This is a genomic window from Mediterraneibacter sp. ICN-202921 (assembly GCF_037890075.1).
Lineage (GTDB): Bacteria > Bacillota > Clostridia > Lachnospirales > Lachnospiraceae > Mediterraneibacter > Mediterraneibacter massiliensis.
In genome coordinates, this window is the sequence record NZ_JBBKBE010000026.1 from 1 (window position 1) to 26,496 (window position 26,496).

Annotated in this window: 25 protein-coding genes and 1 tRNA gene; 20 read left to right on the forward strand and 6 right to left on the reverse strand. The window is 43.7% G+C overall.

What is annotated here, in order from left to right; genetic code table 11:
• The first annotated feature begins 128 nt into the window (after nt 1-128).
• From WKT01_RS13285 to WKT01_RS13300, 4 genes are all read left to right on the forward strand, one after another.
• Nucleotides 129-959 carry an Mrp/NBP35 family ATP-binding protein gene (locus WKT01_RS13285; protein WP_059068921.1) on the forward strand — a complete coding sequence of 277 codons (831 nt, stop codon included), beginning with the start codon at nt 129-131 and terminating at the stop codon, nt 957-959.
• Between the two features lie 180 nt (nt 960-1,139).
• On the forward strand, nt 1,140-1,325 hold the full coding sequence (locus tag WKT01_RS13290) for a ferredoxin (protein ID WP_117975276.1): 186 nt from the start codon (nt 1,140-1,142) through the stop codon (nt 1,323-1,325).
• A gap of 140 nt (nt 1,326-1,465) precedes the next feature.
• Nucleotides 1,466-1,951 carry a hypothetical protein gene (locus tag WKT01_RS13295; protein WP_270395222.1) on the forward strand — a complete coding sequence of 162 codons (486 nt, stop codon included), beginning with the start codon at nt 1,466-1,468 and terminating at the stop codon, nt 1,949-1,951.
• A 222-nt stretch (nt 1,952-2,173) separates the two neighbouring features.
• Nucleotides 2,174-2,968, forward strand: coding sequence for a helix-turn-helix transcriptional regulator (locus WKT01_RS13300; RefSeq protein WP_117975274.1), 795 nt, complete (start codon nt 2,174-2,176; stop codon nt 2,966-2,968).
• Between the two features lie 70 nt (nt 2,969-3,038).
• Here WKT01_RS13300 and WKT01_RS13305 read toward each other — a convergent pair whose 3' ends face one another.
• From WKT01_RS13305 to WKT01_RS13320, 4 genes are all read right to left on the reverse strand, one after another.
• Nucleotides 3,039-4,082 carry an ABC transporter substrate-binding protein gene (locus tag WKT01_RS13305; protein ID WP_117975273.1) on the reverse strand — a complete coding sequence of 348 codons (1,044 nt, stop codon included), beginning with the start codon at nt 4,080-4,082 and terminating at the stop codon, nt 3,039-3,041.
• Between the two features lie 29 nt (nt 4,083-4,111).
• Complete coding sequence (locus WKT01_RS13310) at nt 4,112-4,909, reverse strand: ABC transporter ATP-binding protein (RefSeq protein WP_117975272.1); 798 nt, start codon at nt 4,907-4,909, stop codon at nt 4,112-4,114.
• 11 nt (nt 4,910-4,920) lie between these two features.
• Nucleotides 4,921-5,901, reverse strand: a complete 981-nt coding sequence (locus WKT01_RS13315) for a FecCD family ABC transporter permease (RefSeq protein ID WP_340312676.1) — start codon at nt 5,899-5,901, stop codon at nt 4,921-4,923.
• A gap of 392 nt (nt 5,902-6,293) precedes the next feature.
• Nucleotides 6,294-6,380, reverse strand: a tRNA-Ser gene (locus WKT01_RS13320).
• A gap of 95 nt (nt 6,381-6,475) precedes the next feature.
• On the opposite strand from WKT01_RS13320, the gene WKT01_RS13325 reads away from it, so the two are divergent.
• The 3 genes from WKT01_RS13325 (at nt 6,476) to WKT01_RS13335 (ending at nt 10,785) form a co-directional block, all read left to right on the forward strand.
• Nucleotides 6,476-7,417, forward strand: a complete 942-nt coding sequence (locus WKT01_RS13325) for a ketopantoate reductase family protein (RefSeq protein WP_117975270.1) — start codon at nt 6,476-6,478, stop codon at nt 7,415-7,417.
• On the forward strand, nt 7,414-8,412 hold the full coding sequence (locus WKT01_RS13330; protein WP_340312677.1) for a Gfo/Idh/MocA family protein: 999 nt from the start codon (nt 7,414-7,416) through the stop codon (nt 8,410-8,412). Before WKT01_RS13325 ends, WKT01_RS13330 begins: the two co-directional genes overlap by 4 nt.
• Before the next feature lie 93 nt (nt 8,413-8,505).
• Nucleotides 8,506-10,785 (forward strand): adenosylcobalamin-dependent ribonucleoside-diphosphate reductase, encoded by a 2,280-nt coding sequence (locus WKT01_RS13335; protein WP_340312678.1) that lies wholly within the window; start codon nt 8,506-8,508, stop codon nt 10,783-10,785.
• A gap of 105 nt (nt 10,786-10,890) precedes the next feature.
• Here WKT01_RS13335 and WKT01_RS13340 read toward each other — a convergent pair whose 3' ends face one another.
• Together WKT01_RS13340 and WKT01_RS13345 are read right to left on the reverse strand one after the other, a co-directional pair.
• Nucleotides 10,891-11,277, reverse strand: a complete 387-nt coding sequence (locus WKT01_RS13340; protein ID WP_059070383.1) for a helix-turn-helix transcriptional regulator — start codon at nt 11,275-11,277, stop codon at nt 10,891-10,893.
• Between the two features lie 116 nt (nt 11,278-11,393).
• Nucleotides 11,394-11,840, reverse strand: coding sequence for a CYTH domain-containing protein (locus WKT01_RS13345; RefSeq protein WP_059068932.1), 447 nt, complete (start codon nt 11,838-11,840; stop codon nt 11,394-11,396).
• A gap of 239 nt (nt 11,841-12,079) precedes the next feature.
• Here WKT01_RS13345 and WKT01_RS13350 point away from each other — a divergent pair, with 239 nt between their 5' ends.
• From WKT01_RS13350 to WKT01_RS13410, 13 genes are all read left to right on the forward strand, one after another.
• Complete coding sequence (locus WKT01_RS13350) at nt 12,080-12,628, forward strand: DJ-1 family glyoxalase III (protein WP_059070385.1); 549 nt, start codon at nt 12,080-12,082, stop codon at nt 12,626-12,628.
• Nucleotides 12,629-12,713: 85 nt separating this feature from the next.
• The gene (tig, locus tag WKT01_RS13355; RefSeq protein WP_059070387.1) at nt 12,714-14,000 is read left to right on the forward strand and encodes a trigger factor; all 1,287 of its coding nucleotides are present in this window, start codon (nt 12,714-12,716) and stop codon (nt 13,998-14,000) included.
• An 87-nt stretch (nt 14,001-14,087) separates the two neighbouring features.
• On the forward strand, nt 14,088-14,669 hold the full coding sequence (gene clpP, locus WKT01_RS13360; protein ID WP_059068934.1) for an ATP-dependent Clp endopeptidase proteolytic subunit ClpP: 582 nt from the start codon (nt 14,088-14,090) through the stop codon (nt 14,667-14,669).
• A 25-nt stretch (nt 14,670-14,694) separates the two neighbouring features.
• Complete coding sequence (clpX, locus tag WKT01_RS13365) at nt 14,695-15,966, forward strand: ATP-dependent Clp protease ATP-binding subunit ClpX (RefSeq protein ID WP_059068937.1); 1,272 nt, start codon at nt 14,695-14,697, stop codon at nt 15,964-15,966.
• Between the two features lie 70 nt (nt 15,967-16,036).
• Entirely contained in the window at nt 16,037-18,382 is a 2,346-nt protein-coding gene (lon, locus tag WKT01_RS13370) for an endopeptidase La (protein WP_282923758.1), read from the forward strand.
• Nucleotides 18,383-18,395: 13 nt separating this feature from the next.
• Nucleotides 18,396-19,010, forward strand: coding sequence for a ribosome biogenesis GTP-binding protein YihA/YsxC (gene yihA / locus WKT01_RS13375; protein ID WP_059068941.1), 615 nt, complete (start codon nt 18,396-18,398; stop codon nt 19,008-19,010).
• Complete coding sequence (ytvI, locus tag WKT01_RS13380; protein ID WP_282923759.1) at nt 19,000-20,127, forward strand: sporulation integral membrane protein YtvI; 1,128 nt, start codon at nt 19,000-19,002, stop codon at nt 20,125-20,127. Before yihA ends, ytvI begins: the two co-directional genes overlap by 11 nt.
• Before the next feature lie 137 nt (nt 20,128-20,264).
• Nucleotides 20,265-22,541, forward strand: coding sequence for a ribonucleoside-diphosphate reductase subunit alpha (locus WKT01_RS13385; RefSeq protein WP_445299695.1), 2,277 nt, complete (start codon nt 20,265-20,267; stop codon nt 22,539-22,541).
• A gap of 36 nt (nt 22,542-22,577) precedes the next feature.
• On the forward strand, nt 22,578-23,639 hold the full coding sequence (locus tag WKT01_RS13390; protein ID WP_059068947.1) for a ribonucleotide-diphosphate reductase subunit beta: 1,062 nt from the start codon (nt 22,578-22,580) through the stop codon (nt 23,637-23,639).
• Between the two features lie 113 nt (nt 23,640-23,752).
• Entirely contained in the window at nt 23,753-23,914 is a 162-nt protein-coding gene (gene rd / locus WKT01_RS13395) for a rubredoxin (RefSeq protein WP_082667524.1), read from the forward strand.
• Between the two features lie 301 nt (nt 23,915-24,215).
• Nucleotides 24,216-24,587, forward strand: a complete 372-nt coding sequence (locus tag WKT01_RS13400) for a GntR family transcriptional regulator (RefSeq protein ID WP_059068948.1) — start codon at nt 24,216-24,218, stop codon at nt 24,585-24,587.
• Between the two features lie 3 nt (nt 24,588-24,590).
• The gene (locus tag WKT01_RS13405) at nt 24,591-25,442 is read left to right on the forward strand and encodes an ABC transporter ATP-binding protein (protein ID WP_340312685.1); all 852 of its coding nucleotides are present in this window, start codon (nt 24,591-24,593) and stop codon (nt 25,440-25,442) included.
• Nucleotides 25,439-26,095, forward strand: a complete 657-nt coding sequence (locus WKT01_RS13410; RefSeq protein WP_340312687.1) for an ABC-2 transporter permease — start codon at nt 25,439-25,441, stop codon at nt 26,093-26,095. Before WKT01_RS13405 ends, WKT01_RS13410 begins: the two co-directional genes overlap by 4 nt.
• Nucleotides 26,096-26,496 lie beyond the last annotated feature (401 nt).

Here is a 26,496-nt window from a genome sequence, read left to right on the forward strand (position 1 = left end):
ATTATAGCAGGGTAAATGTATAAAAAGAGTGTTTTCCTGCCTGAAAATATGTTATACTGTATATCGGCTGTACAGATGAAAACTGTAAAAACAGGAAATAAAAGAAAGCAGAGAGAAGGTATGTAAAGATGGCAGAAGAACAAAATAATGGAGGATGTTCAGAGTCTTCCTGCGCAGGCTGTGAACATGCGTCTACATGTGAGAGTAAAAAAGAGGATTTTCGCGTACCGGCTAATATGTATACGCAGGTAAAGAAAGTGATCGGTGTGATCAGCGGAAAAGGCGGCGTTGGGAAATCTCTTGTGACAGCATCTTTGGCACGTATGATGCGTGAAAAGGGATATACAGTAGGTATTTTGGATGCAGATATCACAGGACCATCCATTCCTAAAATGTATGGTGTGCATGGCATGGCAAGAGGAACGGAAGAAGGGATTTTACCGTGTATCGCAAAGGATGAGACGAGGATCATGTCTGTGAATCTTCTCATGGAGGATGAATCTGCTCCGGTCATCTGGAGAGGTCCGGTCATTGCAGGTGTGGTAAAGCAGTTCTGGTCTGATGTTATGTGGGGAGATCTGGATTATCTGTTTGTGGATATGCCGCCGGGAACAGGAGATGTGCCGCTGACTGTATTCCAGTCGCTTCCTGTAGACGGAGTCGTGATCGTGACGTCGCCGCAGGATCTGGTGCAGATGATCGTAAAGAAGGCATATCATATGGCAAAGCAGATGGATATACCGGTACTTGGGATCATAGAGAATTACAGTTATGTAAAATGTCCGGATTGCGGAAAAGAAATCAAAGTGTTCGGAGAAAGTCATATTGATGAGATCGCAGCAGAACTGGATATACCGGTACTTGGGAAAATGCCGATAGATACGGCTATTGCAGAAGTCGTGGAGGCAGAGAAGTTCTACGAGGCGCAGAATCCATATCTGAAGGACATCACATTGTAAAAGATTTAGACGGAAGCGTACGCTTATGTATAATCTGAAACATTTGGGCACATACTTATATAAAAGTGGACGAAAGATTTAAGATGCTTTTTATCGATAGGCTTCTTCGTCTGCTGCATGGAAGCAGGTGTGCGACCAAAAACATCCAAAACGGTATTATTATGGAAAAGGAGCAAATATATGAAAGCGTATGTAGACGAAAACTGTATTGGCTGCGGCCTTTGTGCATCCATCTGTCCGGAGGTCTTTGAGATAAATGAGGATCAGGTAGCGCGGGCTGTGGGAGAGATTTGCGAGGAGACGGAGGATACAGTCAGAGAGGCAAGAGACAATTGCCCGGTAGATGCAATTCATACAGAAGAATAGAAGATACGACGCGTCGAGATGTCTGGTCATAAAAGCTGTTCGGCGCAGTATAAGAAGCTCGTTCGCGGGCTTCTTTTTATATGATAGTTCTGCACTGATCCATGGTTTTCGCATATCATAAAGAAAAAGGGGTTTTTGCCATGGCATATGAAAATTACCAGAAAGTAACGGGGACGATCCAGAATGTGACCGGCGGGAACGACTGCTGTTCTCAGATGGTTTCGATCATGACAGATACTAATATGGAGACAATCAATCTTATCATTTCGCCGGAGACACAGGTGATCGACAGTGTAAGATTAAGAAAGGGAATGCGGGTAGCTGCCTTTTATGATACAAGTCTGCCTGCACCGGCGATCTTCCCTCCGCAATATCAGGCAGAGCTGGTCGCTGTGTTAAGAAGAGAACAAAATGTAATGCTGGATTATTTTGATGAGACTCTGACTGCGCAGAACAATGCGCTGCAATTAAATCTGACGCCATTTACGAATATTATGACAGCCAATGGACAGAGATATACTTGTTTCCCGGAAAATGCAGATTTGCTCGTATATTATACGGCGACGACGTTCAGTATTCCGCCGCAGACAACGCCGCAGAAGATTGTTGTGCTGTGTTCCTATTGATGAGAAAACACACAGATTGATACAAGGAGAAAAGGGGCGCTGCAAAATAGGTGAGACATCCTCTAAAGAGTAATGCTCCCCATTGTATGAAACGATAAAAAAGGTATATCCACATTGTAATCATAAGGCAGATTCTTGCTGTTTTGTATTTCGCGCAGTATAATAAAATCTACAAGTGGATCGTTGCTTAATATTCTGCGAGAAACGGATTGGAGTCTGCCTATGGAACACATTCAAAGCGAGAATCTCAAAAAGCTGGCGATTGCTTATAATCGCCGAAATATGTACGCGCTGGTGTTTTGCCGCTTTGAGTTGAAACAAGGGGAAATCCGTACTTACCCAACAGCAAAGAATGCTTTGGTATTTCCCATAGAGGGAAAGGCGACCTTTCAGCTTGATCAAACGAGCTATTACATGAAGCGGGGAAAATTTTTGCATGCTTGCCCAGGAAAACTGCTTACAATCAGTAATCAAGATAACAGATCCTTTCGATATATTGTGATTTACTATGAGGGAAGTGCTCAGTCTGTTTTTGAAGAAGAAGTTAAAAATAGCCATGTACTCATATCCAAACTGGAAAATATCCTTTCCTACAATGGAAGTACACTCTTGGCAGATTCTTATTGGCAGGAGGTACTGATTGAGCAGTTTTTTGAATTGCTGTTTAAAGATATATATCCTGGGTACATTTCTACAGATGGAGATTTAATTAAAACTTCTTTGGAATATATTCACAAAAATTACCGTGAGAAGATTACGCTGTCTATGTTAGCTGAACAGGTGGGAGCTTCTGCCCCGCATTTGAGTTATCTTTTTGAAAAGGTTTTGAATATTCGTCCGATAGATTATCTGATCGACTATCGAATCAAGCAGGCAATTGAACTGCTTCAGCGACCAGGAGCAAACTCTGTCTCACAAATAGCAAAACAAGTGGGGTATTCCGATGCGTATTATTTCAGTCGCGTTTTTAAAAAAAGGACAGGTTTTGCGCCCAGTGTGATTAAAAACAGAGAATAAAAATATAGAACGCGGGCTTGCTTTTAAAATGAAGCAGGCCCCGTTGTTTTGGATTACTTATTTTTTAGCATTAATACAGGAAATCAGCAAGTATGTCCATTGTTTCAATGTTTCGGACACCGTAATCCATAATATCATCATACCCGATTTCCAAGATTTTTTCGTTGGCTATGGCCGGTACTTTTTGAATGATCTCTTCAGCTAAAAGACGCTCGATTGCGCTGCCATCCACTTCGGCAAATCGGTCAGCTGTTATATAAATGATAGCATCAGGATCCAGAGCGATCAAATTCTCTAAGGTAAAGTCGGCGCCGCCTTGATCGAGAACATTTTCCGCATTTACAGCCTCTAGCATCGCAGAGTGCATGGCAGAACTAAAAGCGCTGAAGACGCCGTCTTGATAGGCACTCATCAGCAGGACTTTCATTTTTTCCTGTCCGGCTGTCTTGGAAGATACGGCTTTCAACGTGTCATCTAACTGTTCCTGTAAGGACTGTGCATAGGCGCCTGCTTTTTCCTGTACATCAAAGATCATGCCGATATTTCGAATATCCTGAATAATGTTGTCCATAGTCTGGGGAATGTTTGCACTGGCAAGCTGCGTATAGACACCGATACCAAGCTCCTGATAATCCTCTACAGTTCCAATCGCTTTTTCTGTGAACATCAAGGTGGATTTGCCCATTACGATGTCCGGCTCTGCCGCTAAAATGGCTTCCTTGGATATGTTTGTCTTGTAGCCCAGACTGTTCAGGTCAGCCAGCTCTACAGCTAAAGTATCATCTACAGCATTGTCATTATCCATGATTCCGACGATTTTGTCTTTCAGTCCAAGTTCCAAAAGGATTTCAGTTATAGATAACTGTGTGGATACGATCCGCTCCGGGGCGTTGTCAAACGTTACTGTTACTAAATTCCCCTCTGCGTTGTAAATGTCGATCGACAGCGGATATTTTGTCTTTGTCTGTGCCGCGTCGATTTTCTCATTTTGTATGGAAACGGATTTTTCCGGCGTTTCAGGTGAAACGTCCTTCTTGGGCTTGCCGGAGCAGCCGGCAAGGAGAGGGAAAGCCATTACCACAGTGAATAAAATTGCGAGTGTTCTTTTTTTCATTATATGGTTCCTCCTTGTATTCTCTGGTTTTATAGTGTCACTTGATGGATACTCGGTTTGTCATTGTGCAGATAATACTGAATCATTCTTTGCCCATTTATGGGGCTTGGGAAAATATCGCAGTCAATCCCATATACTCTGCCTATATTATCCGGCGTCAGTACCTGTTCTGTGGCTCCATGGCAGTCGATCTGTCCGTCTTTTATAAGATAGATGTAATCGCAAAAACGGAGTGCAAGGTTTAAATCATGTAAAGCAGTCAGCACGCTGATGCCAAGTTTTTTAATGATGGACAATAATTCAAGCTGATAGCGAATGTCTAAATGGTTTGTCGGTTCGTCCAGTATCAGCAGTTTCGGCTGCTGCGCCAGTGCCCGTGCCAGAATGACTCTCTGTTTTTCCCCGCCGGAGAGTGTTTGAAAATTTTGCTCCTTATAGCTATATATTCCTACGGCTTTGATCGCGTTTTCGGCAATGATGTGATCCATTGTGCTTTCACGCTGCATGAGTCTTAAATGTGGTGTGCGCCCCATTAAGACTACGTCATATACCGAATATCCAAACTGGATCTGATTAAACTGGCTGACAACAGCCATATCCTGCGCCATTTTCTTACGGGGAATACGATCTATCTCCCTGCCGTCAAGATATACAGCGCCCGCGCTGATGGGCTGCATTCGATATACAGTGCGGAGAAATGTCGATTTTCCGCTGCCGTTTGGTCCTAAGACAGCAGTACAAGAGCCTTCCTCTACTTCAATCGTGAAATTCTTTATAATTTTTTTCCCTTTAATCCGAACTGCAACATTTTCGGCGGTCAATTTCATATTCTCACTTCCTATCTAACGTAAAAGTTATAATTTCGCCGCAGAAGGATATATACAAATGCGGGCGCACCGATCAAAGCGGTAAAAATACCAACGGGTAGTTCTGTATTTGGAATCAGAGAACGGGCAGACGCGTCCACCCATATCATAAAGATACCGCCGGTCATGGCCGCAATCGGCATTAGACGTTGATGATTCGGTCCGGAAACAGCGCGTGAAATATGTGGGATCAGCAGACCACAAAAACCGATCATACCGCAATTTGCAACCAGGACGCCGATGATCAGTGAAATGACTGCCATATACACAGTTCTATAGAAAGATAAATGTATCCCTAAAGTAGCTGCGGCTTCTTCTCCGATCAAGAGCATATTAAGCGGCCTGTATTGCGTCAGAAAAAACACAAAGCCCGCTGTCACTACCATAATCGGCAGCAATATGTTATCCCAACTGGCTCCAGCAAGCGATCCCATCGTCCAAAACTTGATCGTCATATTTCCCTGGGCATCTCCGGCAATCGAAATAATGAAATTTGAGAATGCTTGAAACAGCGCGTTTGCGACCATTCCTGCCAGAACGAGCTTAACAGGCGTGGTCCTTCCCCCGCGTGCGGCCATTGCCAAAACAAGAATACAGGCGAGCATTGCACCCAGGAATGCGGCAAGACCCGAAATTGTTCCGACTCTTAAAAAAATAGAAACCGTTGCCCCGAATGTGGCGCCGGCAGAGATTCCAAGGATGTAGGGGTCGGCCATCGGATTTTGTACAGCAGCCTGCATGACAGTTCCGCATACAGCAAGCCCGCAGCCTGCGGCGAAGCCTAAAATAACGCGCGGTGCGCGTAACAGCCATACAATACGATAGGGGACTGTTAAATCATCTGGTATATCTGATCCGCCTATTAATAGCTGCAAAAGTCGGAATGTATCTGCAAAGGAAATGCGAACAGCGCCCATGCATAAAACAGCAACTGCTGATGCCAAGGCAAGCACAAGTAAGAAGCTAACAAGTGGAAATAAATGGATCTTACCTTTTTTTAAAACTTTCGTAGTTTTTTGCCTCCTTTCATGTGTTAGTTTGTGTTCAGGTTAGTTCGAACTAACCTGTGCTTATTATACACTTCATCCAGGGAAAGATAAATGGATGATTATGAAATAAATGGAGTATTATGAAAAACTAAAGTAAAAGCGGATAAATGAGAGAGAAGGAAGATAAGATACAGGAATAGATATACAGCGGAAAGCAATGTTCTGGATGGATACAGATGTATATGGTGCAAAACTGCCCTTGGAAATATTTCCAAGGGCAGAAGATCATACCATTTTTGTGCTGTATAACTTTTTAGAATACAGTATGAAGTATAAAATATTAGAAATAAAAAAAGCGGAGACGGTGGGATTCGAACCCACGTGCCCCAAAAGGACAACCGCATTTCGAGTGCGGCTCGTTATGACCACTTCGATACGTCTCCATAAGTTTTCCTAGCTATTATAGCAAAAAAACAGAATAAAGCAAATAGATTTTAAAAGAAAATTCGTGTATAATATGAAAAAAGGAGGAAGAACGATGGAGATAAATAGTGTAGCGCTCATCGGTCTTGGTGCGATGGGTTCTTTTTTTGCGCCGCGGCTGGAAACATGCCTGGGAAAAGATAAGTTCTGTGTGATCGCAGAAGGAGAAAGAAAGAAGCGTTTGGAAGAGCAGGGAATTACGGTAAACGGCGTAGTGCATCGATTCCGTATCCTGTCGCCAAAAGAAGGAAAAAGGGTGGATCTGGTTATCATGGCTGTCAAGGATACAAGCCTTGAGCAGGCGATACAGGATATCCGCCAATTTGTGGGAGAAGATACACAGATACTCTGTGTGATGAACGGTGTGGACAGTGAGGAGAAACTTGCGTACGAGTATGGTTGGGAACATGTTTTATACTCCTATATGAGAGTATCGATCGTGATGAAAGACGGAAAGACAGAATTCAACCCATATAGCGGAAAGGTATATTTTGGGGAAAAGGAAAATGAAGAGCCTTATACACAGCGGGTGCAGGCGATAGTCCGGTTATTTGAAAAGAGTGATATCCCTTTTCAGATACAAAAGGATATGCTGCATGGTATCTGGCATAAATTCGCCTGCAATATCGGAGAGAATCTTCCCTGTGCCCTGCTTGGCATTCCCTTTGGTTCATTGATAAAAAGTGAACCGGCAGATGCAATCCGGATGGCGGCGATGCGGGAAGTGCAGCAGATCGCCCTGAAAAAAGGAATTATACTGACAGATGAACAGTTGAATCGGCAGAAAGAAGCGTTGTACAGAATTCCTTTTTATAACAAGCCATCCACACTGCAGGATCTGGAAAATAAGAGAAAAACGGAAATCGAGATGTTTGCGGGGGCGGTCGTACGCATGGGTAAGGAGACAGGTGTAGATACGCCTATATGCTGGATGCTGTTAAAAGCAATACAGGTGCTGGAAGAAAAAAATATAGGATTATTGGAGGAAAACAGATGATACGTTTTGCGACAATCGGTACAAATTTTATTGTGGATTTATTTTTGGAGGCAGCGGGACAGTGTTCGCGTCTTATGCATACTGCGGTGTATTCCCGCTCCAGAGATACAGGAGAACAGTTTGCGAAAAAGCACGGTGTAAACACGGTATATACAGATTTGACAGAGTTGGCAGAGGCGGAAGAGATCGATGCGGTCTATATAGCAAGCCCGAATTTTCTGCATTGTGAACAGGCGGTGCTTATGTTGGAACATAAAAAGCATGTACTTTGTGAGAAGCCGATCTGCAGCAATTATAAAGAGTTTATGAGAATGAAACAGGCGGCGCAGACAAACAATGCCGTACTTTTAGAGGCAATGCGTCCGGCCTACGATCCGGGCATAGCAGCTGTAAAAGAAAATTTGTCTAAACTGGGAAAGATCAGAAGAGTGACTTTGCGTTTTTGTCAGTATTCTTCCAGGTATGATAAATTTAATGCAGGGCAGATCGAGAATGCATTTAGACCGGAGCTGTCCAATGGGGCGCTGATGGATATAGGTGTATATTGTGTGCATCCGCTTCTTCTGCTCTTTGGAAAACCGGACAGAATACAGGCGGACGCGGTGTTTTTAGAGAATGGAGTGGACGGGGAAGGAACAATCTTGGCAGGGTATCCTGATATGCTGGCAGAACTTTCTTACTCTAAGATTACAAATGGAATGGCAGAGAGCGAGATACAAGGAGAAGAAGGTATTTTGATCATTGACAGGCTCGTGGACCCGAAAGAACTAAGAATTCTTTACAGAAAAAAAGAGGACGAAAAGATTCGGCTTCAGAAACCGGAAAATAATATGCTATATGAGATCGAGAGATGGTGTGATCTGATTGAGAAAAAACTGCCGTCTGAGGAAGCGCTTCACATTTCTGCTATGGAGATGGAGATGATGGACGAAGTAAGAAGAAAGCTTCAGATTGTATTTCCGGCAGACAAAGTTGCAGAGCCTGTACTGCCATAGAGGGCAGTGGATTTTCTGTTTCTGGCATATGTCTGGGAACAGAAACAGTAAATAAGAGAAACAAAATAACAAGATAAAAGAAAGGAAGGAAAAATGACAGTAGAGGAATGGCTGGGAGAAGGCAACCAGCTTGGTATAGATATATGGACGAAGAAGTACTGTAATGAGGGAGAATCCTTTGAGGATTGGCTGCATCGTGTAAGCGGAGGAAATGAGGAGATCGAAGGATATGTCCGGGAGAAGAAATTCCTGTTTGGGGGCAGGATATTATCGAATCGGGGACTTCATAAGGAAGGAAGGAAAGTCACGTATTCAAATTGCTATGTAATCGCGCCGCCGGAAGATGAGATTGAAAGTATTTTTGACTGTGCAAAGAAGCTGGCCAGGACATACAGCTACGGCGGAGGATGTGGAATAGATACTTCCAATCTAAGTCCGCGGGGAGCGAAGATCAATAATGCTGCGAAGGAGACAAGTGGTTCTGTATCCTTTATGGATCTGTATTCTCTCGTAACGGGACTGATCGGTCAAAATGGCAGAAGGGGTGCGCTGATGATCTCCATTGACAGTTCACATCCGGATGTAGAGGAATTTATCGACCTCAAAACGGATTTGGATAAGGTGACCAAGGCGAATATATCTATTCGGATCCACAAAGATTTTATGGATGCAGTAAAGGAGAATAAAGACTATCTTCTGCATTATGAGAGAGCGGCAACGGGAGAAGTGATAGAAAAAAAAGTCAATGCGAGAGAGATGTTCCGAAAGATTGCAGAGACAAACTGGGATTATGCGGAGCCGGGCGCTTTATTCTGGGATCGGATCACAAGCTGGAATCTGCTGAGCAATACAAAAAGTTTTTCCTATGCAGGCGTCAATCCGTGTGCAGAAGAACCGCTGCCCGCAGGCGGGAGCTGTCTGCTTGGCAGTCTGAATTTGGCAGAATTTGTGCAGGATGCATTTACGGAAAACGCGGTATTTGACTTTGAAGATTTTAAAAAATGTGTACAGGCTTCCGTGTGCGCATTAAACGAAGTATTGGAAGAAGGACTTCCTCTGCATCCTTTGAAAGAGCAGCAGGAGAGTGTGAAAAAGTGGCGTCAGATTGGACTGGGGATCATGGGACTGGCAGACTGTCTGATCAAACTGGGACTGACATATGGGGAAGAAGATGCGGTAAACATGTGTGACAAAATCGGGTTTGCGATGGCGGACGCCGCGATCATGGCATCTGCGAAGCTGGCAAAAGAACTGGGAACATTTCCGGCCTGCCAGACAGAAGAGATTGAAGAAACACCGTATTTTCTTGCGAACACAACAGAAAAGACAAAAGAAATGGTCCGTAAATATGGACTGCGGAATTCGCAGCTCCTTACGATCGCGCCAACGGGAACACTGTCTACTATGCTGGGGATTTCTGGTGGGATCGAGCCGATCTATGCAAATTACTATGAGAGAAAAACAGAGTCGCTGCATGGAGAAGATGTATACTACAAGGTTTATACGAAAATCGTGGAGCGCTATATGAAGCAGTTTGAATTAAAGGATGATAAACTGCTCCCGGATTATTTTGTGACAGCGATGACTCTGGATTATCGGCAGAGGATTGATATGCAGTCTATCTGGCAGAAACACATCGATGCTTCGATCAGTTCTACAGTTAATGTGCCAAACAGTTTTACGGTGGAAGAGACAGAAGGACTCTACATGTATGCTTATGATAAAGGTCTTAAAGGAATCACGATCTTCCGCGACGGCTGTAAGCGGATCGGGATCTTAAATACAGATACGGCGAAAGAAGTAAAGAAGGTAAAGGCAGGCGAGGGGTTAAAAAGAGGGGATATTCTGCTGGTGACAGACGATGTAGTCGGCAAGAAGAGAAAATTGATCACAGGCTGCGGCAGCCTGCACTGTATCGCCTTGTTCGATCCACATACGGGCGCTTTGCTGGAAACCTATTTAAGTAAAGGGTCTACGGGAGGATGTAACAACTTCATGGTAGGGCTGTCCCGTATGATCTCGATCAGTGCAAGAGGCGGCATTGATATCGAAACAATCGTAGATCAGCTGAATTCCAGTGGATCCTGTCCGTCCTATACAGCGCGCAGGGTGACCAGAAAAGATACGAGTAAAGGCGCCTGCTGTCCGATGGCAGTGGGAAATGCGCTGTTGGATATGTACAATGAAATGCAGGAGGAGTTGCAGGAGAAGGCGGAAGGAGCACCTAAGAAGGAGAAAAAGATACCGAAGCCAAAGGCTGTAACGACAGAAGCATCCATTGATAAAATCTATTGCCCGGAATGTGGAGAGCCGCTTGTATTTGAGGGAGGATGTAATATCTGCAAAAGTTGTGGATGGAGTAAATGCCTGTAAGAATATAGAACGGAATTAAAAAATAGATATAATAAGATGTTTAATTGAAATAAGCTGAAAAATCAGGAGAATATCCTCGTATTTGTGGATATTCTCCTGGTTTTTCTATAGAGAATCGGTCACATTTAACACCTTTTTGACCAGTCTGCGGTCATCGTCAGAAGCATCGCGATACTGGCGGATCAATGTGACTTCTTCTTGTGTCAGATAAATCGTGTCGGCGGATGAAATTTCCAGAGCGGTAGTATATGGACCTTTCTGTTCCTGCAGGATGCCGTCCTGCCGAAAAGAGTGGTTTACAAGTTCATCCAGCGAAATATGATAAATCTGAGAAAGACGTATCAGAGAATCTAGATCCGGAGTACGTTTGCTCGTCTCATAATTAGAATACGCTTGTCTGGAAATATTCAGCATATCGCTGACTTGCTGCTGCGTGTAATTATGTGTTTTCCGCAATCTCAATAGATTACTTACAAGCTGTATATTCGACACACTGACACCTCCATTTACGCAGAATTTGATAGTACACATTATTATAGCAAGTTTCCCTATAAATGGATATTTATGCGACGAAATGAAAAGAAATGCAGAATAGACACAAAGCGTTGCTATTTACTGAGACTGCTGTTATGATAGCTGGGATCATATGTGACTTCATTCTGAAACCATTCGGGCGGGATATAGGATCTGGCAGAGTCTTCATCTGGAAATTCTACCTCGGCAAGGCAAAGCGGAGCAAGTTCGCCTTCGAACACATCGAGTTCGACCGTGAGTCCTTGCCCGGCGGGGATAAGATATCTTCTTTTTTGGATCAGTTTGCCGTCAATTTTTGTTCTCAGATGTACGTAGGCTTCTTGTGTCAAAGGAAGATTGTATTCCTCCCGTATCATCAGTCCTTTTGACTTGTAAGTCAAAATATAGTCATTGTCTTCTCTGCGTATACGCACGACAGGTTCTGTGCAGAGGTACCCCTGTTCTATGTGATGGGAAGGAAGGTCTGTAAGGGGGAAGGGAAGTTGATCTGGATCGATCAAAAATTTACGCTCAATTTCCATTTTATTCTCCTTTCTGTCCGGGAACTTTTCTTATCATAATATATTTTGGGGTTTCCTGGCAAGGAAAGAGGGACAAAACGTTGCATTTCCTATATGTATTTGATAAACTAAATACTGCAGGAACGATGTACAGGCGGCGGTATGGCGGATTTTTATGCTGTCGCCTGTGCGCCGGAGTTGTTGGCAGAACCGGTGGGAAAACAGGAGAAAAAGCCGGAAAAATGAAGGAGGAAAGAGCAATGAAAGAAGTGTGTGTATTTCTTGCGGATGGCTTTGAGGAGATAGAAGGGCTTACCGTAGTCGATATTCTGCGTCGCGCAGGAGCCTGTGTTAAAACGATTTCAGTGACTGGGGACTATACTGTTCATGGGGCTCATCAGATTGATGTGCTGGCGGATGAGCTATTTGAAAAAATGGATTTTCAGAATATGGAGATGCTGGTGCTTCCTGGAGGTATGCCGGGTACGCTCCACCTGAAAGAACATGAAGGTTTAAGAAAACTTCTTTTGTCGGCATATGAAAGAAAGCTTCAGATCGCGGCGATCTGTGCGGCGCCGTCTATATTGGGAAGTCTTGGATTCTTAGAAGGCAGGCAGGCATGTGCCTATCCATCTTTTGAAGAGGCTCTGACAGGTGCGGCAGTGGTGCAGAAACCGACGGTAACAGACGGTAATATCACCACAGGAAGAGGTATGGGAGCCGCCATTGCTTTCGGACTCCGCCTTGTTTCTGTTCTGTATGGGGAAGAAAAGGCACAGGAAGTGAAAAAAGCCATTGTTTATACTTAAAAAATGCTGGAAATTTGCGGCTATTTATGCTATACTGTTCCAATGACTGCGAATATCTGGATAAAATCAAGGAGGAAGATAAAAAATGAGTTTACAGGTAGAAAAATTAGAACATAATATGGCGAAACTGACGATCGAAGTTTCTGCTGAAGAAGTGGAAAAAGCTCTTCAGGCGGCATATATAAAAGAACGCAAAAAAATCAGCGTGCCGGGATTCCGTAAAGGGAAAGTTCCGCGCCAGATGATCGAGAAAATGTATGGACCGGAAGTGTTCTATGATGAAGCGGCAAATCATATGATTTCAGAGGCATATGGAAAAGCATACGATGAATGTGAGTTAGAACTTGTCTCTCAGCCGAAGATCGATATTGTACAGCTGGAGAAAGGCAAACCGTTTATTTTTACAGCAGAAGTAGCGGTGAAGCCGGAAGTGACATTAGGCGAATACAAAGGTCTGAAAGTAGATAAAGTGTCCACAAGAGTTACACAGAAAGAAGTGGATGAAGAAATCGAAAAAGAACGTGAGCGCAATGCCAGAACAATTGAAGTGACAGACCGCGCAGTACAGGACAAGGATCAGGTACTTCTTGATTTTGAAGGTTTTGTGGATGGAGAAGCATTTGAAGGAGGAAAGGGAGAAAAGTATCCTCTGACGATTGGTTCAGGCGCGTTTATCCCGGGCTTTGAGGAACAGCTGATTGGCGCTGAGATTGGAAAAGAAATGGAAGTAAACGTAACATTCCCGGAGGAATACCAGGCAAAAGAACTGGCTGGCAAGGCAGCTGTATTTAAATGTACAGTCCATGAGATTAAGGTGAGAGAACTGCCGGAATTGGATGATGAGTTCGCTTCCGACGTTTCTGAATGTGAGACACTGGATGCTTACAAAGCAGAAGTGAAGAAGAAGATCAAAGAGCGCAAAGAACGTGAAGGAAAAGAAAAGAAAGAAAACCAGGCTGTAGACGCAGCGATCGAAAATGCGCAGATGGATATCCCGGCGGCAATGATCGATCTGCAGACAAAGCAGATGGCGGATGATTTCGCACGCCGTATCATGCAGCAGGGACTTACTGTAGAGCAATACTTCCAGTTTACAGGGATGACGGAAGAAAAGATGATGGAAGAATTAAGACCGCAGGCAGAGAAACGGATCAAGACAAGATTGGTCCTGGAAGCGGTTGTCGCTGCAGAGAATATTGAAGTTTCAGAAGAACGTCTGGAAGAAGAATTGAAGAAGATGGCAGAGTCTTATCAGATGGAAGTTGAGAAACTGAAAGAATTTATGGGCGAAAATGAAAAGAAACAGATGAAAGAAGATATTGCGGTACAGGAGGCGGTAACACTCATCGCTGAGGCTGCGGTAGAAGGATAAGACAACCTGTAGTGAAGGGGGGTGCCTGGGTATTGAGGGCATCCCGATTCTACTTTATAGATTCAGATAGAGTTAGGAGGAAGACAGATGAGTTTAGTACCTTATGTCATTGAACAGACGAGCCGTGGGGAGAGATCCTACGACATTTATTCCCGGTTATTGAAAGAACGGATTATTTTTCTTGGAGAAGAAGTAAATGATGTATCGGCGAGTGTAGTTGTGGCACAGCTTCTTTTTCTGGAAGCAGATGATCCAGACAAAGACATCCAGCTTTATATCAACAGTCCGGGTGGTTCTGTAACTGCGGGACTTGCTATTTATGATACAATGCAATATATTAAGTGTGACGTATCGACAGTATGTATCGGTATGGCCGCAAGTATGGGAGCGTTTCTCCTTTCCGGAGGAAAGAAGGGAAAGCGATTTGCGTTGCCTAATGCTGAGATCATGATTCATCAGCCGTCCGGCGGAGCGCAGGGGCAGGCGACAGAGATTCAGATCGCTGCGGAGCATATCCTGCGTACGCGTCAGAAGTTAAATGAAATTCTGGCTGCAAATACAGGGCAGCCGTTGGAAGTTATCAAGGTAGATACAGAACGGGATAACTTTATGTCTGCGGCTGAAGCGAAAGAATATGGATTAATAGACGAAGTGATCGCCAGCCACTAAAGGCGGCGATATGAGGTGAGAGTATATGGCAGGAAAACCAAATGACGACATCGTGAGATGTTCTTTCTGTAATAAGACACAGTCACAAGTGCGCAAGCTGATAGCAGGGCCGAATGGCGCGTACATCTGCGACGAATGTATAGATGTGTGCGCAGAGATCATAGAGGAAGAATTTGACTATGGAGACCGCAGAGGTTTTGACGATATTAATCTTTTGACACCGGAGGAGATAAAAGCCTTTTTAGATGATTATGTCATCGGTCAGGATGAGGCAAAAAAAGTGCTGTCTGTGGCTGTCTATAATCATTATAAAAGAATCATGGCAGAGCAGGATCTGGGGGTAGAGCTGCAAAAGAGTAATATTTTAATGTTAGGGCCTACAGGGTGCGGCAAGACCCTGCTTGCACAGACACTGGCGAAGATTTTAAATGTTCCTTTTGCAATAGCTGATGCCACTGCTTTAACAGAGGCAGGATATGTCGGTGAGGATGTGGAGAATATTCTGTTAAAGGTGATTCAGGCAGCAGATGGAGATATTGAGAGGGCAGAGCATGGAATCATCTATATTGACGAGATCGACAAGATCACAAGAAAATCGGAGAATCCGTCGATCACTCGTGATGTATCCGGTGAAGGCGTACAGCAGGCACTCTTAAAGATCATTGAGGGGACGGTTGCTTCCGTTCCTCCTCAGGGCGGCAGAAAACATCCTCATCAGGAATTGATCCAGATTGATACAACGAATATTTTGTTCATCTGCGGAGGAGCTTTTGAGGGAATCGACAAAATTATAGAGACACGGCTGGATCGCAAGTCTATCGGTTTCAACGCAGAGATAGCGTCAAAACATGAATATGATATTGATGTGCTTCTGCACGAAGCACTTCCCCAGGATTTAGTAAAATTCGGACTGATCCCGGAATTGGTAGGGCGTCTTCCGGTTACGGTATCGCTGGATATGCTGGATAAAGATGCGTTGATAAGGATCCTGACAGAGCCTAAGAGCGCGATCGTGAAGCAGTACCAGAAGTTATTGGAATTGGATGGGGTAAAATTGGAATTTGACAAGGATGCCTTGACTGCGATAGCGGAGACTACCCTTGCCAGAAAAACCGGCGCCAGAGGATTGCGTGCGATCATGGAGAATATCATGATGGATACGATGTTTAAAGTACCGTCAGACGACACGATCAAAGGATGCCGGATCACAAAGGAAGTTGTTCAGGGAACGGGCGTGCCGCTCTATGAGTGTGATGGAGAAGAACGCCGGTCGTTTTTGACATCTGAGAGTGCTTAATATTTCAGGCGGGTGCAGAGGATAGACCATGTACCTGCCTTTTCTATATCAAGATCCAGGAGGAGATCATATGAAGAAGGAGACGAGAAGCCTCCCTATGGTGGCGCTTCGAGGAATGGTGATCATGCCCGGCATGGTCGTACATTTTGACGTAAGCAGAGACAAATCTGTCGCAGCGATCCAGGAGGCAATGATAGAAGAACAGAAGATTTTTTTGACCGCACAAAAAGACATAGAGACGAAAGACCCAAAGCTGGAGGATGTGTATGAGGTCGGGACTGTAGGTACGATCAAACAGATCATCAAACTGCCGAAACATATCGTACGAGTGTTAGTCGCAGGAGAGACCAGAGGAATCTTAAAACGTATGGAATATGAAGAACCTTATCTGCGTGGTGAAGTGGATATCGTAGATGACTCGGATATCACGGTGCCGGAAGATCTGAACGGAGAAGCACTGCTGCGGGGTCTGAAAGATATGTTTGTGGAGTATGCGGCAAAGAAGGGGAAAATGTCCAAAGAAGCTGTGGCACAGATATTGGAGATCAAAGATCTTAAAACGCTGTCAGATGAGATCGCGGCGAATATTCCGTTATATTATGGTGATCAGCAGGAAATACTCAGTGAAACAGATTTTTGGAAACGATATGAACTGCTTTGCTTCAAGTTAGTGAATGAAGTGCAGATCATGGACATCAAGGAAGAAATACAGCAGAAAGTAAAAGAACGTGTGGATAAGCACCAGAGGGAATATATTTTAAGAGAACAGTTAAAGCTTATCAGAGAGGAGCTGGGGGATGACACGACGCTCTCGGACGCAGAGGAATTTGAACAGGCTGCAAAGAAGCTGAAGGCTCCAAAGGAAATAAAAGATAAATTGAAAAAGGAGATCAGCAGGTTTAAAAGTTCTTTGAATTCTCCGGCAGAGAGCGGTGTGATCCGGACATATATCGAGACGCTTTTGGAAATGCCGTGGGACAAAGCGGTCAAAGATTCCACAGATATTGCATATGCAAAAGCGGTATTAGAAGAGGAACATTACGGATTAGAGCAAGTAAAAGAAAGGATCTTGGAGTTTCTTGCAGTCCGTACGCTGACAAAAAAAGGAGAAAGTCCGATTCTCTGTCTGGTGGGGCCGCCGGGAACTGGAAAGACTTCTATCGCAAAGTCACTGGCAAAGTCTCTGAAAAAGCCCTATGTACGAATTTCCCTGGGCGGTGTTCGGGATGAGGCAGAAATACGGGGACACAGAAAGACCTATGTGGGAGCCATGCCGGGACGTATAGCCGGCGGGATAAAAATGGCAGGCGTAAAAAATCCGCTTTTGCTTCTGGATGAGATCGATAAGGTCAGCACAGATTATAAAGGCGATACGTTTTCGGCTTTATTAGAAGTTTTGGACAGTGAGCAGAATCATAAATTCCGTGACCATTATCTGGAAGTGCCGCTTGACCTGTCAGAGGTTCTGTTTATCACGACGGCAAATACACTTCAGACGATTCCAAGACCCCTCCTAGACCGGATGGAAGTGATCGAGATCAGCAGTTATACAGAGAATGAGAAGCTGCATATAGCCGCAGAACATCTGATCCCAAAACAGATGGAAAAGCATGGACTTTCACAGGAACAGCTTACGATCAGCAAGAACGCGATCTGGAAGATTGCCAGAAATTATACAAAAGAGGCGGGGGTACGGCAGTTAGAGAGAGAAATAGGAAATATCTGCCGTAAAACAGCCAAAGAGCTTTTGACGACCGGAAAGAAGAAAATAGCAGTGACCGAAAAGAATATCCATAAATATCTGGGAAGAGAAAAATATACGTATCAGATGGCAAATCCAGATCCGGAGATCGGTATTGTCAGAGGACTTGCCTGGACGAGCGTAGGCGGAGATACACTGCAAATAGAAGTAAATGTTATGCCGGGAAATGGGGAAGTCATGCTGACAGGTCAGTTAGGCGATGTGATGAAAGAGTCTGCTCAGACAGGTATCAGTTTTATACGCTCTGTCAGTGAACAGTATAAGATCTCAGAAACATTTTTTGAGAAACATGATATTCATGTACATATTCCGGAAGGAGCAGTTCCGAAAGACGGCCCTTCTGCTGGGATCACGATGGCGACAGCTATGATTTCCGCCATTACGGGGAGAAAAGTACGTTCCGATCTGGCAATGACCGGGGAGGTGACATTAAGAGGAAGGGTACTTCCTATAGGCGGACTGAAAGAAAAACTTTTGGCAGCAAAAAATGCGGGAATAAAGACGGTTCTTATTCCGAAAGATAATAAAGTAGATGTGGAAGAGTTGGCTGCTGAGATTACAAGAGGAATGCAGATCATACCTGTAGTAAATATGGATGAAGTGTTAAAGGAAGCACTTGTCCCTGCTCACGGTGAAGAAGAAAACAAAGGATAGGGAGGGGGAGAGCATGGTAATAAGAAGTATAAATTTGGAGACAGTCTGTGGAATCACGAGTAAGCTGCCGGCAAATGAAAAGCCGGAGATTGCGTTTGCGGGCAAATCCAATGTAGGAAAGTCTTCTTTGATCAATGCATTAATGAATCGGAAATCGTATGCTAGGATTTCTGCCACGCCGGGGAAAACACAGACAATCAACTTCTATAATATCAATGAAGAATTGTACCTGGTAGATCTTCCGGGATACGGATATGCAAAGGTGTCAGAGGAAGAAAAGCGGCAGTGGGGAAAGCTGATCGAACGATATCTGCATGCTTCTGGGCAGCTGCAGGCAGTGTTTCTGCTTATTGACAGCAGGCATGCGCCTTCTGCCAACGATAAAATGATGTACCAATGGATCGTGGAGCAAGGATTCGCACCGATCATTATTGCTACAAAACTGGATAAACTAAAGAGAAGCCAGGTCCAGAAACATATAAAGATGATAAAAGAAGGATTAGATCTTGTGCCGGGAACAAGAGTGATCCCGTTTTCTTCCGTTACAAAACAAGGAAGAGAGGAGATTTGGGAACTGGTCGAGACAGAATATTTGGGTAAGACAGAGGTGGAAATGAATGGAAAATAGGCGCCCATATTGGCAGGTTACGGTCAGCCTGCTCTTTAGTTTATTAGCAACAGCAGCATTTGTCATCATTGGGATAAAGGCGATCGGCTTTTTTATGCCTTTTGTGATCGGATGGATCATATCGGCGATCGCAGCGCCTTTGGTAAACTGGTTGGAGAGAAGGCTAAAGATCGTAAAAAAATTAGGATCTGCGCTGATCGTTATACTGGTGCTTGCATTGATCGTGTTTGTTCTGTATTTTGCTGTCAGCAGGGTCGTAAATGAAATCGGAGATCTGGCAAGGAATTTTCCGGAATTGTACGCACAGCTAGAAAGCGGCCTGAGACAGATAGGCGATACGCTGTCAGGAGTTTTTGAAAAACTGCCGGAGGGAGTACAAAATGGCTGGAACACGATTGTGGCAAACCTGGATCAGTATATGGGAGACTGGGTATCCAAAGTCAGCGAGCCTACAGTAACGGCGGCCGGAAATTTTGCAAAAAGCCTGCCGTCTTATCTGATCGGGTTTATCGTAGCGATCATGTCTGCATATTTTTTTACAGTTCAGAGAGAAGAAGTGATCCAGTGGTTTAAGAAAGTTTTTCCGGAATCGGTCACGAAGCGCATGTCCCTTGTCATGGATAATCTGCGGTATGCGGTAGGAGGATACTTTAAAGCCCAGTTTAAGATCATGGGAGTTGTGTTTGTGATCCTTCTGATTGGCTTTGCTGTTTTGAATGTCCGATACTTTGTTCTGATCGCATTTTTGATCGCAGTTTTGGATTTTCTGCCGTTTTTTGGAACAGGAACAGCTATGATCCCGTGGGCGATCTACAAGTTTTTTATGGGAGATTATAAGATGACGGTTATTTTAGTCATTTTCTATATAGTTACCCAGCTCGTCAGGCAGCTTCTGCAGCCTAAGCTGGTAGGAGACAGTATGGGGCTCAATCCCCTGGTCACATTATTTTTACTGTATATCGGATATAGGATCAGCAGTGTCATCGGCATGATCCTGGCGGTACCGATCGGGATGATCCTCATGAATATGTGCCAGGCAGGGGCATTCGACTATATTTTTAATGACGTAAAGATCTTAGTAGAAGGAATACTAGGACTGCGGGAAGAAAGAAACTGAAAAAAAGTGAAAAGAAGAATATCAGCTCTGGTGATCTCCAAAAAATGGTGACAGAGCTGATATTTTGTGTAAAAACACAATATGTTGTATTTTGGTGTTGAAAATAATCTAATTCTAGTATATAATTGCTCTATATCTTGCTAGAATACAGACGGGAGGGGCGTATGACTATACAGAGAGAAGAAACAGAGAAAAAATTTGATACAGAGGGGATCGCAGAAGTATTACGGGAGATAGAGGAAGACTTCCCACAAGAAGTGTATGCACTGTCTATATTGGAAGAAAGAGCAACCGGCTTTTTGAAGCCAAAGATGGATAAGGAAGAACAGCTGGAGGCTTTGATCAATGCAGCCACAGAGCTGACAAGCCAGGAAGCTCCCGAATGGGAAAAGATTGCCGGAAGACTTCTGGCATTTTCGTTTTACAGAAAATTAGAGGCAGAAGAGGGAAAAAGAGGGATCCACGGCTTTTATGAAAAGATCTGTTATCTTACAGAGCAGGGGCTGTATGGAGCCTACATTCTGGAGGCGTACAGCAAGGAAGAAATATATGAGGCAGAGAATTATATAGAGCGTGAAAGAGATAAGGTATTTACATTTTCCGGCCTGGAACTGCTCTTGAAACGGTATGTCATATCGACGCATCAGCATGTACCGCTGGAAAGTCCGCAGGAAATGTTTTTGGGGATTGCGCTTCATCTTGCGATGAAAGAAAAACGGAATCGTATGGAATGGGTAAAACGCTTTTATACTGTCCTCTCTAAGATGGAGGTGACGATGGCGACTCCCACATTATCGAACGCAAGAAAGCCGTTCCACCAATTAAGTTCCTGTTTTATTGATGTGGTGCCGGATAGTCTGAAAGGGATTTTCCGTTCTGTGGATAATTTTGCCCAAGTGAGTAAATACGGGGGCGGAATGGGACTGTATTTTGGGAAAGTTCGTGCGGCAGGCGGCTCCATCCGAGGGTTTGAAGGAGCAGCAGGCGGAGTCATACGCTGGGTCAGGATTGTCAACGATACGGCGGTTGCCGTAGACCAGCTGGGAGTACGCGCAGGCGCAGCGGCGGTTTATCTGGATGCATGGCACAGAGATCTGCCGGAGTTTTTGCAGATCCGTACAAATAATGGAGATGAGAGAATGAAGGCACACGATGTCTTTCCGGCAGTGTGTTATCCGGATCTTTTTTGGAAGATGGCGAAGGAAGATCTGGATCAGGAATGGCATCTGATGTGTCCCCATGATATTTTTCTGGCCAGGGGATACTGTCTGGAGGATAGTTATGGAGAAGAATGGGAGAAAAAATATTGGGAATGTGTACAAGATGCGCGGATACCAAAAAGAACCATACGTTTAAAAGAGATTGTACGCCTTATTATAAAATCCGCAGTGGAAACCGGAACTCCTTTTGCCTTTAACAGAGATACGGTGAACCATGCCAATCCGAATCCACACAAGGGCATGATCTATTGTTCTAATTTATGTACAGAGATCGCGCAGAATATGTCTCCTATATCGACTGTCAGTACGCAGATACAGACAGAGGAAGGCGATACAGTCGTTGTCAATACAACAAAAGCAGGCGATTTTGTCGTATGTAATCTGGCATCCTTGACGTTGGGGAGGCTTCCTATACAGGATAAAGCTTATGTCAGAGAAGTGGTCCGCACAGTGGTGCGGGCGTTGGACAATGTTATTGATCTGAATTTTTACCCTCTTCCTTATGCAGAGATTACAAATGGAAAGTACCGAGCCATAGGACTTGGCGTGAGCGGATATCATCATATGTTGGCGAAACAGCATATAAGATGGGAATCAGAAGAACATCTTGCATTTGCGGACGCCTTATTTGAAGAAATCAATTATGCGGCTATAGAAGCGAGCAGTGATTACGCGGCGGAAAAGGGGAGATATAACTATTTCACAGGTTCAGACTGGGATACGGGCGCTTATTTTGAAAAGAGAGGATATGATTCTGTCCAGTGGAAGAAGCTGCGTGAGAAAGTAAAAAAGCAGGGCATGCGAAACGCCTATCTTCTGGCGGTAGCGCCGACCAGTTCTACGTCGATCCTTTCAGGGACAACAGCAGGGGTGGATCCGGTCATGAAGAAGTTTTTCTTAGAGGAAAAAAAGGGAGCTATGCTGCCGAGGACGGCGCCGGAACTGAGCGCGGAGACATACTGGTACTATAAAAATGCACATCTTATCGATCAGAAATGGTCGGTGCGGGCATGCGGGATACGGCAGCGTCATATCGACCAGGCGCAGTCGGTCAACCTGTATATCACGAATGAGTATACGATGCGGCAGGTGCTGGAATTATATCTGCTGGCATGGGAAAGCGGTGTTAAGACTATCTATTATGTCAGGTCGAAGGCATTAGAGGTAGAAGAATGTGAATCTTGTTCTTCTTAAGAAATGCTTTACTATATATCAAGAGGAGAGTCAGATATGGAGAAACGACAGATTGAAAGACCTTTGGAGCGCAAGCCTTTATTTAATCCAAACGGAGATACAGAAGTGCGGAAAAGGCGGATGATCGGAGGCAATACGACCAACTTAAACGACTATAATAATTTAAAATATCCATGGGCATCCGCCTGGTACCGGCAGGCGATGAATAATTTCTGGATCCCGGAGGAGATCAATCTGTCCCAGGATGTAAAGGATTATCCAAAGTTGGAAGAAGGAGAAAGAAAGGCATATGATAAGATATTATCCTTTTTGGTTTTTCTGGATTCTATCCAAACGGCAAATCTTCCCTGCATAGGAGAGTACATCACGGCTAATGAAGTCAATCTGTGTCTGAACATCCAGACATTTCAGGAATGTGTACATTCTCAGTCGTATTCGTATATGTTGGATACGATCTGTTCACCGGACGAAAGAATGGAAATCTTGTATCAGTGGAAGACAGATGAACATTTGCTTAGGAGAAATACATTTATCGGGGATTGTTATAACGCGTTTCAACAGAAAAAGGATGCGAGGACTCTTCTGAAAGTAATCATGGCAAATTATATTCTGGAAGGAATCTACTTTTATTCTGGCTTTATGTTTTTTTATAATCTGGCAAGAAATGGAAAAATGCCCGGTTCTGCCCAGGAGATCCGCTATATCAACCGTGATGAAAATACACATCTGTGGCTTTTTAGGAATATCATTTTAGAATTGAAAGAGGAATGTCCGGAATTATTTGACAAAGAGACAGAGGCACAGATGAAAGAGCTGCTCACAGAGGGGGTTCGCCAGGAAATCTCCTGGGGGCATTATGTGATAGGAGACGGTGTGCCCGGACTGAATAAACAAATGATCACAGACTATATCCGATATCTGGGGAATGTAAGATGGAGATCATTAGGATATGAGAGTCTGTATCCGGGATATGAAGAAGAACCGGGATCTATGAAATGGGTGGCGCAATATGCTAATGCCAATATGGTAAAAACAGATTTTTTCGAAGCACGTTCTACGGCATATGCAAAATCCACGGCGCTGATAGATGATCTATAAGAGAAATTTATTAGAATTAGACAACTCTGGATAAACTATGACAGAACACATTGAAAAAAGAAAATGGGTATGTTATGATGAAAAGCAGGAAAAGAAAATGGAGGTGCAATATAATGAAAAAATATATTTGCGATGTATGTGGATACATTTATGACGAAGCAGCAGGAGATCCGGATAACGGCATCGATCCAGGAACAAAATGGGAAGATGTTCCGGAAGATTTCCTCTGTCCTCTCTGCGGAGTAGGCAAAGACCAGTTCTCTGAGACAGAGTAAGTATATCCATGCGGGCGTGCTGCGCACGACAAGGTATACCCATGTGGGTATACCGTAACCCATGCCTTACAGGCGGGCGTGCTGCGCACGACAAGGTATAAGATGAGCAAATGGTATAGAACAGACATTTCTGAAAAGAAGTGTCTGTTTTATTATTTATGTGAGAAATAGGGAGAGCGGAATTTGTTCTAGAAAGAAGAAAATCTGCTTTTGCAAGTAGATTCCATGAAATAAACAGTATATAACAGTTGACAACAGTTATAAACTGTTATATACTGTTTGTGGATGGAGGAGAGAATATATGAAGATAATCATAAACAGTTCATCGATGGTACCAATCTATGAACAGATTGTAGAGCAAGTCAAAGCTTTGATCTTAAGCGGAGAGCTGAAAGAAAATGCGAACCTGCCATCTGTCCGGACTTTATCAAAAGAATTGAGAATCAGCGCCCTTACCGTGAAAAAGGCATACGACTATCTGGAACAAGAGGGGTTTACTGTCACAGTACATGGAAAAGGCACATATGTAGCGGCGGCCAATAAAGAGAGAATGTTGGAAGAATACAGAAAAGAGATTGAAACAGAACTGGAGGAATTGATCCGCAGAGCAAAAAGATATGGGCTGACGTCGGAAGATATCCGCGCATTGATGGAATTGATATTGGAGGGATAGGATATGTTGAGAATAAACGCTGTACAGAAGCAGTATGGGAAGTTTATGCTGCAATGTTCTATGGAAGTAAAGCCGGGCTATGTCACCGGTTTGATCGGACCGAACGGAGCAGGAAAAACGACAGTATTTAAGGCAGTGCTAGGCTTGCTGCGTATAGATGGAGGAACAATAGAAATCGGAGGAAAAGACAACAGGATACTGACAAATAGAGAGAAAGCGGAGATGGGAGTTGTGCTGTCAGATTCGGGTTTCAGTGAATATTTGTCTGTGAAGGAAATCATTCGCATTATGGAGAATATGTATCCATATTTTCATAAAGAGCAGTTTCTGGAGCAATGTGAACAGTTTTGTATCCCGCTAAATAAAAAGGTTAAGGCGTTTTCTACCGGCATGAAAGCAAAGTTAAAACTTCTTCTGGCGATGTCCCATGAGGCGAAAATTTTGCTGCTTGATGAGCCTACAGCAGGTCTGGATGTTGCGGCAAGAGAGGAAATGCTGGATATTTTAAGAGAATATATGGAAAAAGGTGAGGAACGCGCCATTCTGATAAGTTCTCATATATCCGGGGATTTGGAGGGTTTGTGCGACGATCTGTATATGCTTAAGGACGGGCAGATCATCTTGCATGAAGAAACGGATCGTTTGCTGGACAGATACGCGGTCATAAAGGTAGATGAAGAACAATTTAAAAATTTAGATACACAATATATTTTGCGTAAGAGAAAGGAAGCGTTTGGGTATCAGCTTCTGACAGAACAGAAGCAATATTACATGGAAAACTATCCGAGGATCGTAATAGAAAATGTCGGCATTGACGAAGTTGTATTGATGATGATGAAAGGAGAAACACTATGAAAGGACTGCTGCTGAAAGATTTCTATATAGCAAAACTGCAGAAAACATTTGGGATACTGATACTTGTCATGGGAATTGCTTTTTCCTTTTTGTGGGAAAGTCCGTCTTATATGGTAGGGTTTCTCACTTTTATTGCTACGATATTTGTATTGACGACGATCAGTTATGACGAATTTGATAATGGATATGCATTTTTATTTACACTCCCGATCTCACGGAAACTCTATGTATCAGAAAAATATGTGTTTGCACTTCTCTATGGAGGCGGCACATGGTGTGTGACGACGGCTTTGGCGGCAGCTTATGCAGCTGTGTCCGGCAGATTGGCGCTGGATGCGGAATGGCTGATGAGTTATATGGTGTATCTTGGTTTTGTACTATTGATCATTTCTGTGACAGTACCTGTACAGTTGAAATTTGGTGGGAATAAAGGCAGAACAGCAATGATCATTACATTGGGCGGGCTCTTTTTTGTATGTTACGGGAGTATATATATCTTAAAAAAGGCAGGCATAAATATAGAGGAGATTTTCAGCAGGCTGTCTACTATGGGGACGGCAGCGCTTTGGATAACCGGATTTGTGATCCTTATACTTATCTTGTTTTTTTCTTTTGGCCTCAGTGTACAGATCATGAAAAAGAAAGAATTTTAAAAAGGGGACAAAAAATGTGCCTGTTATTCTGCCAAAATTAATTATGCGGACAGCACAGTAAGAGATAAAACGTGTTCGATCTGTAATATATAAAGAGGAAAGCAGGGCTGCTGCAAAGGTAGAGGAATATGCAATCCATAGGATAATAAGATATTTTATTACTATACACCTCGTTTTGTATATAGATACTGAACATGTACAAATATTCAAGCATAATAAGAGGGAACATAAAACTGTAGGTAAGGCATATGAGAAAAAGAATCCTGTGCAAAAAGAAGATATCCCCAATTTTAGTATTCGCAATGTTGCCTAATAGTTACCCAAATCGAGAATGCAATTTATACTGATGTTAGAAAGGCAGAAGAAATAAAATTTCAATATTTGCCAATGCGCCGCGCATT

Bases quoted from the DNA above. Each gene is read 5' to 3' on its own strand.
- yihA (WP_059068941.1), top strand. From the start codon at position 18,396: ATGGTAATAAGAAGTATAAATTTGGAGACAGTCTGTGGAATCACGAGT.
- clpP (WP_059068934.1), top strand. From the start codon at position 14,088: ATGAGTTTAGTACCTTATGTCATTGAACAGACGAGCCGTGGGGAGAGA.
- rd (WP_082667524.1), top strand. From the start codon at position 23,753: ATGAAAAAATATATTTGCGATGTATGTGGATACATTTATGACGAAGCA.
- ytvI (WP_282923759.1), top strand. From the start codon at position 19,000: ATGGAAAATAGGCGCCCATATTGGCAGGTTACGGTCAGCCTGCTCTTT.
- WKT01_RS13325 (WP_117975270.1), top strand. From the start codon at position 6,476: ATGGAGATAAATAGTGTAGCGCTCATCGGTCTTGGTGCGATGGGTTCT.
- WKT01_RS13410 (WP_340312687.1), top strand. From the start codon at position 25,439: ATGAAAGGACTGCTGCTGAAAGATTTCTATATAGCAAAACTGCAGAAA.
- WKT01_RS13295 (WP_270395222.1), top strand. From the start codon at position 1,466: ATGGCATATGAAAATTACCAGAAAGTAACGGGGACGATCCAGAATGTG.
- WKT01_RS13405 (WP_340312685.1), top strand. From the start codon at position 24,591: ATGTTGAGAATAAACGCTGTACAGAAGCAGTATGGGAAGTTTATGCTG.
- WKT01_RS13345 (WP_059068932.1), bottom strand. From the start codon at position 11,840: ATGGAAATTGAGCGTAAATTTTTGATCGATCCAGATCAACTTCCCTTC.
- WKT01_RS13285 (WP_059068921.1), top strand. From the start codon at position 129: ATGGCAGAAGAACAAAATAATGGAGGATGTTCAGAGTCTTCCTGCGCA.
- lon (WP_282923758.1), top strand. From the start codon at position 16,037: ATGAAGAAGGAGACGAGAAGCCTCCCTATGGTGGCGCTTCGAGGAATG.
- WKT01_RS13390 (WP_059068947.1), top strand. From the start codon at position 22,578: ATGGAGAAACGACAGATTGAAAGACCTTTGGAGCGCAAGCCTTTATTT.
- WKT01_RS13400 (WP_059068948.1), top strand. From the start codon at position 24,216: ATGAAGATAATCATAAACAGTTCATCGATGGTACCAATCTATGAACAG.
- clpX (WP_059068937.1), top strand. From the start codon at position 14,695: ATGGCAGGAAAACCAAATGACGACATCGTGAGATGTTCTTTCTGTAAT.
- WKT01_RS13335 (WP_340312678.1), top strand. From the start codon at position 8,506: ATGACAGTAGAGGAATGGCTGGGAGAAGGCAACCAGCTTGGTATAGAT.
- WKT01_RS13290 (WP_117975276.1), top strand. From the start codon at position 1,140: ATGAAAGCGTATGTAGACGAAAACTGTATTGGCTGCGGCCTTTGTGCA.
- WKT01_RS13300 (WP_117975274.1), top strand. From the start codon at position 2,174: ATGGAACACATTCAAAGCGAGAATCTCAAAAAGCTGGCGATTGCTTAT.
- WKT01_RS13330 (WP_340312677.1), top strand. From the start codon at position 7,414: ATGATACGTTTTGCGACAATCGGTACAAATTTTATTGTGGATTTATTT.
- WKT01_RS13350 (WP_059070385.1), top strand. From the start codon at position 12,080: ATGAAAGAAGTGTGTGTATTTCTTGCGGATGGCTTTGAGGAGATAGAA.
- WKT01_RS13310 (WP_117975272.1), bottom strand. From the start codon at position 4,909: ATGAAATTGACCGCCGAAAATGTTGCAGTTCGGATTAAAGGGAAAAAA.
- tig (WP_059070387.1), top strand. From the start codon at position 12,714: ATGAGTTTACAGGTAGAAAAATTAGAACATAATATGGCGAAACTGACG.
- WKT01_RS13305 (WP_117975273.1), bottom strand. From the start codon at position 4,082: ATGAAAAAAAGAACACTCGCAATTTTATTCACTGTGGTAATGGCTTTC.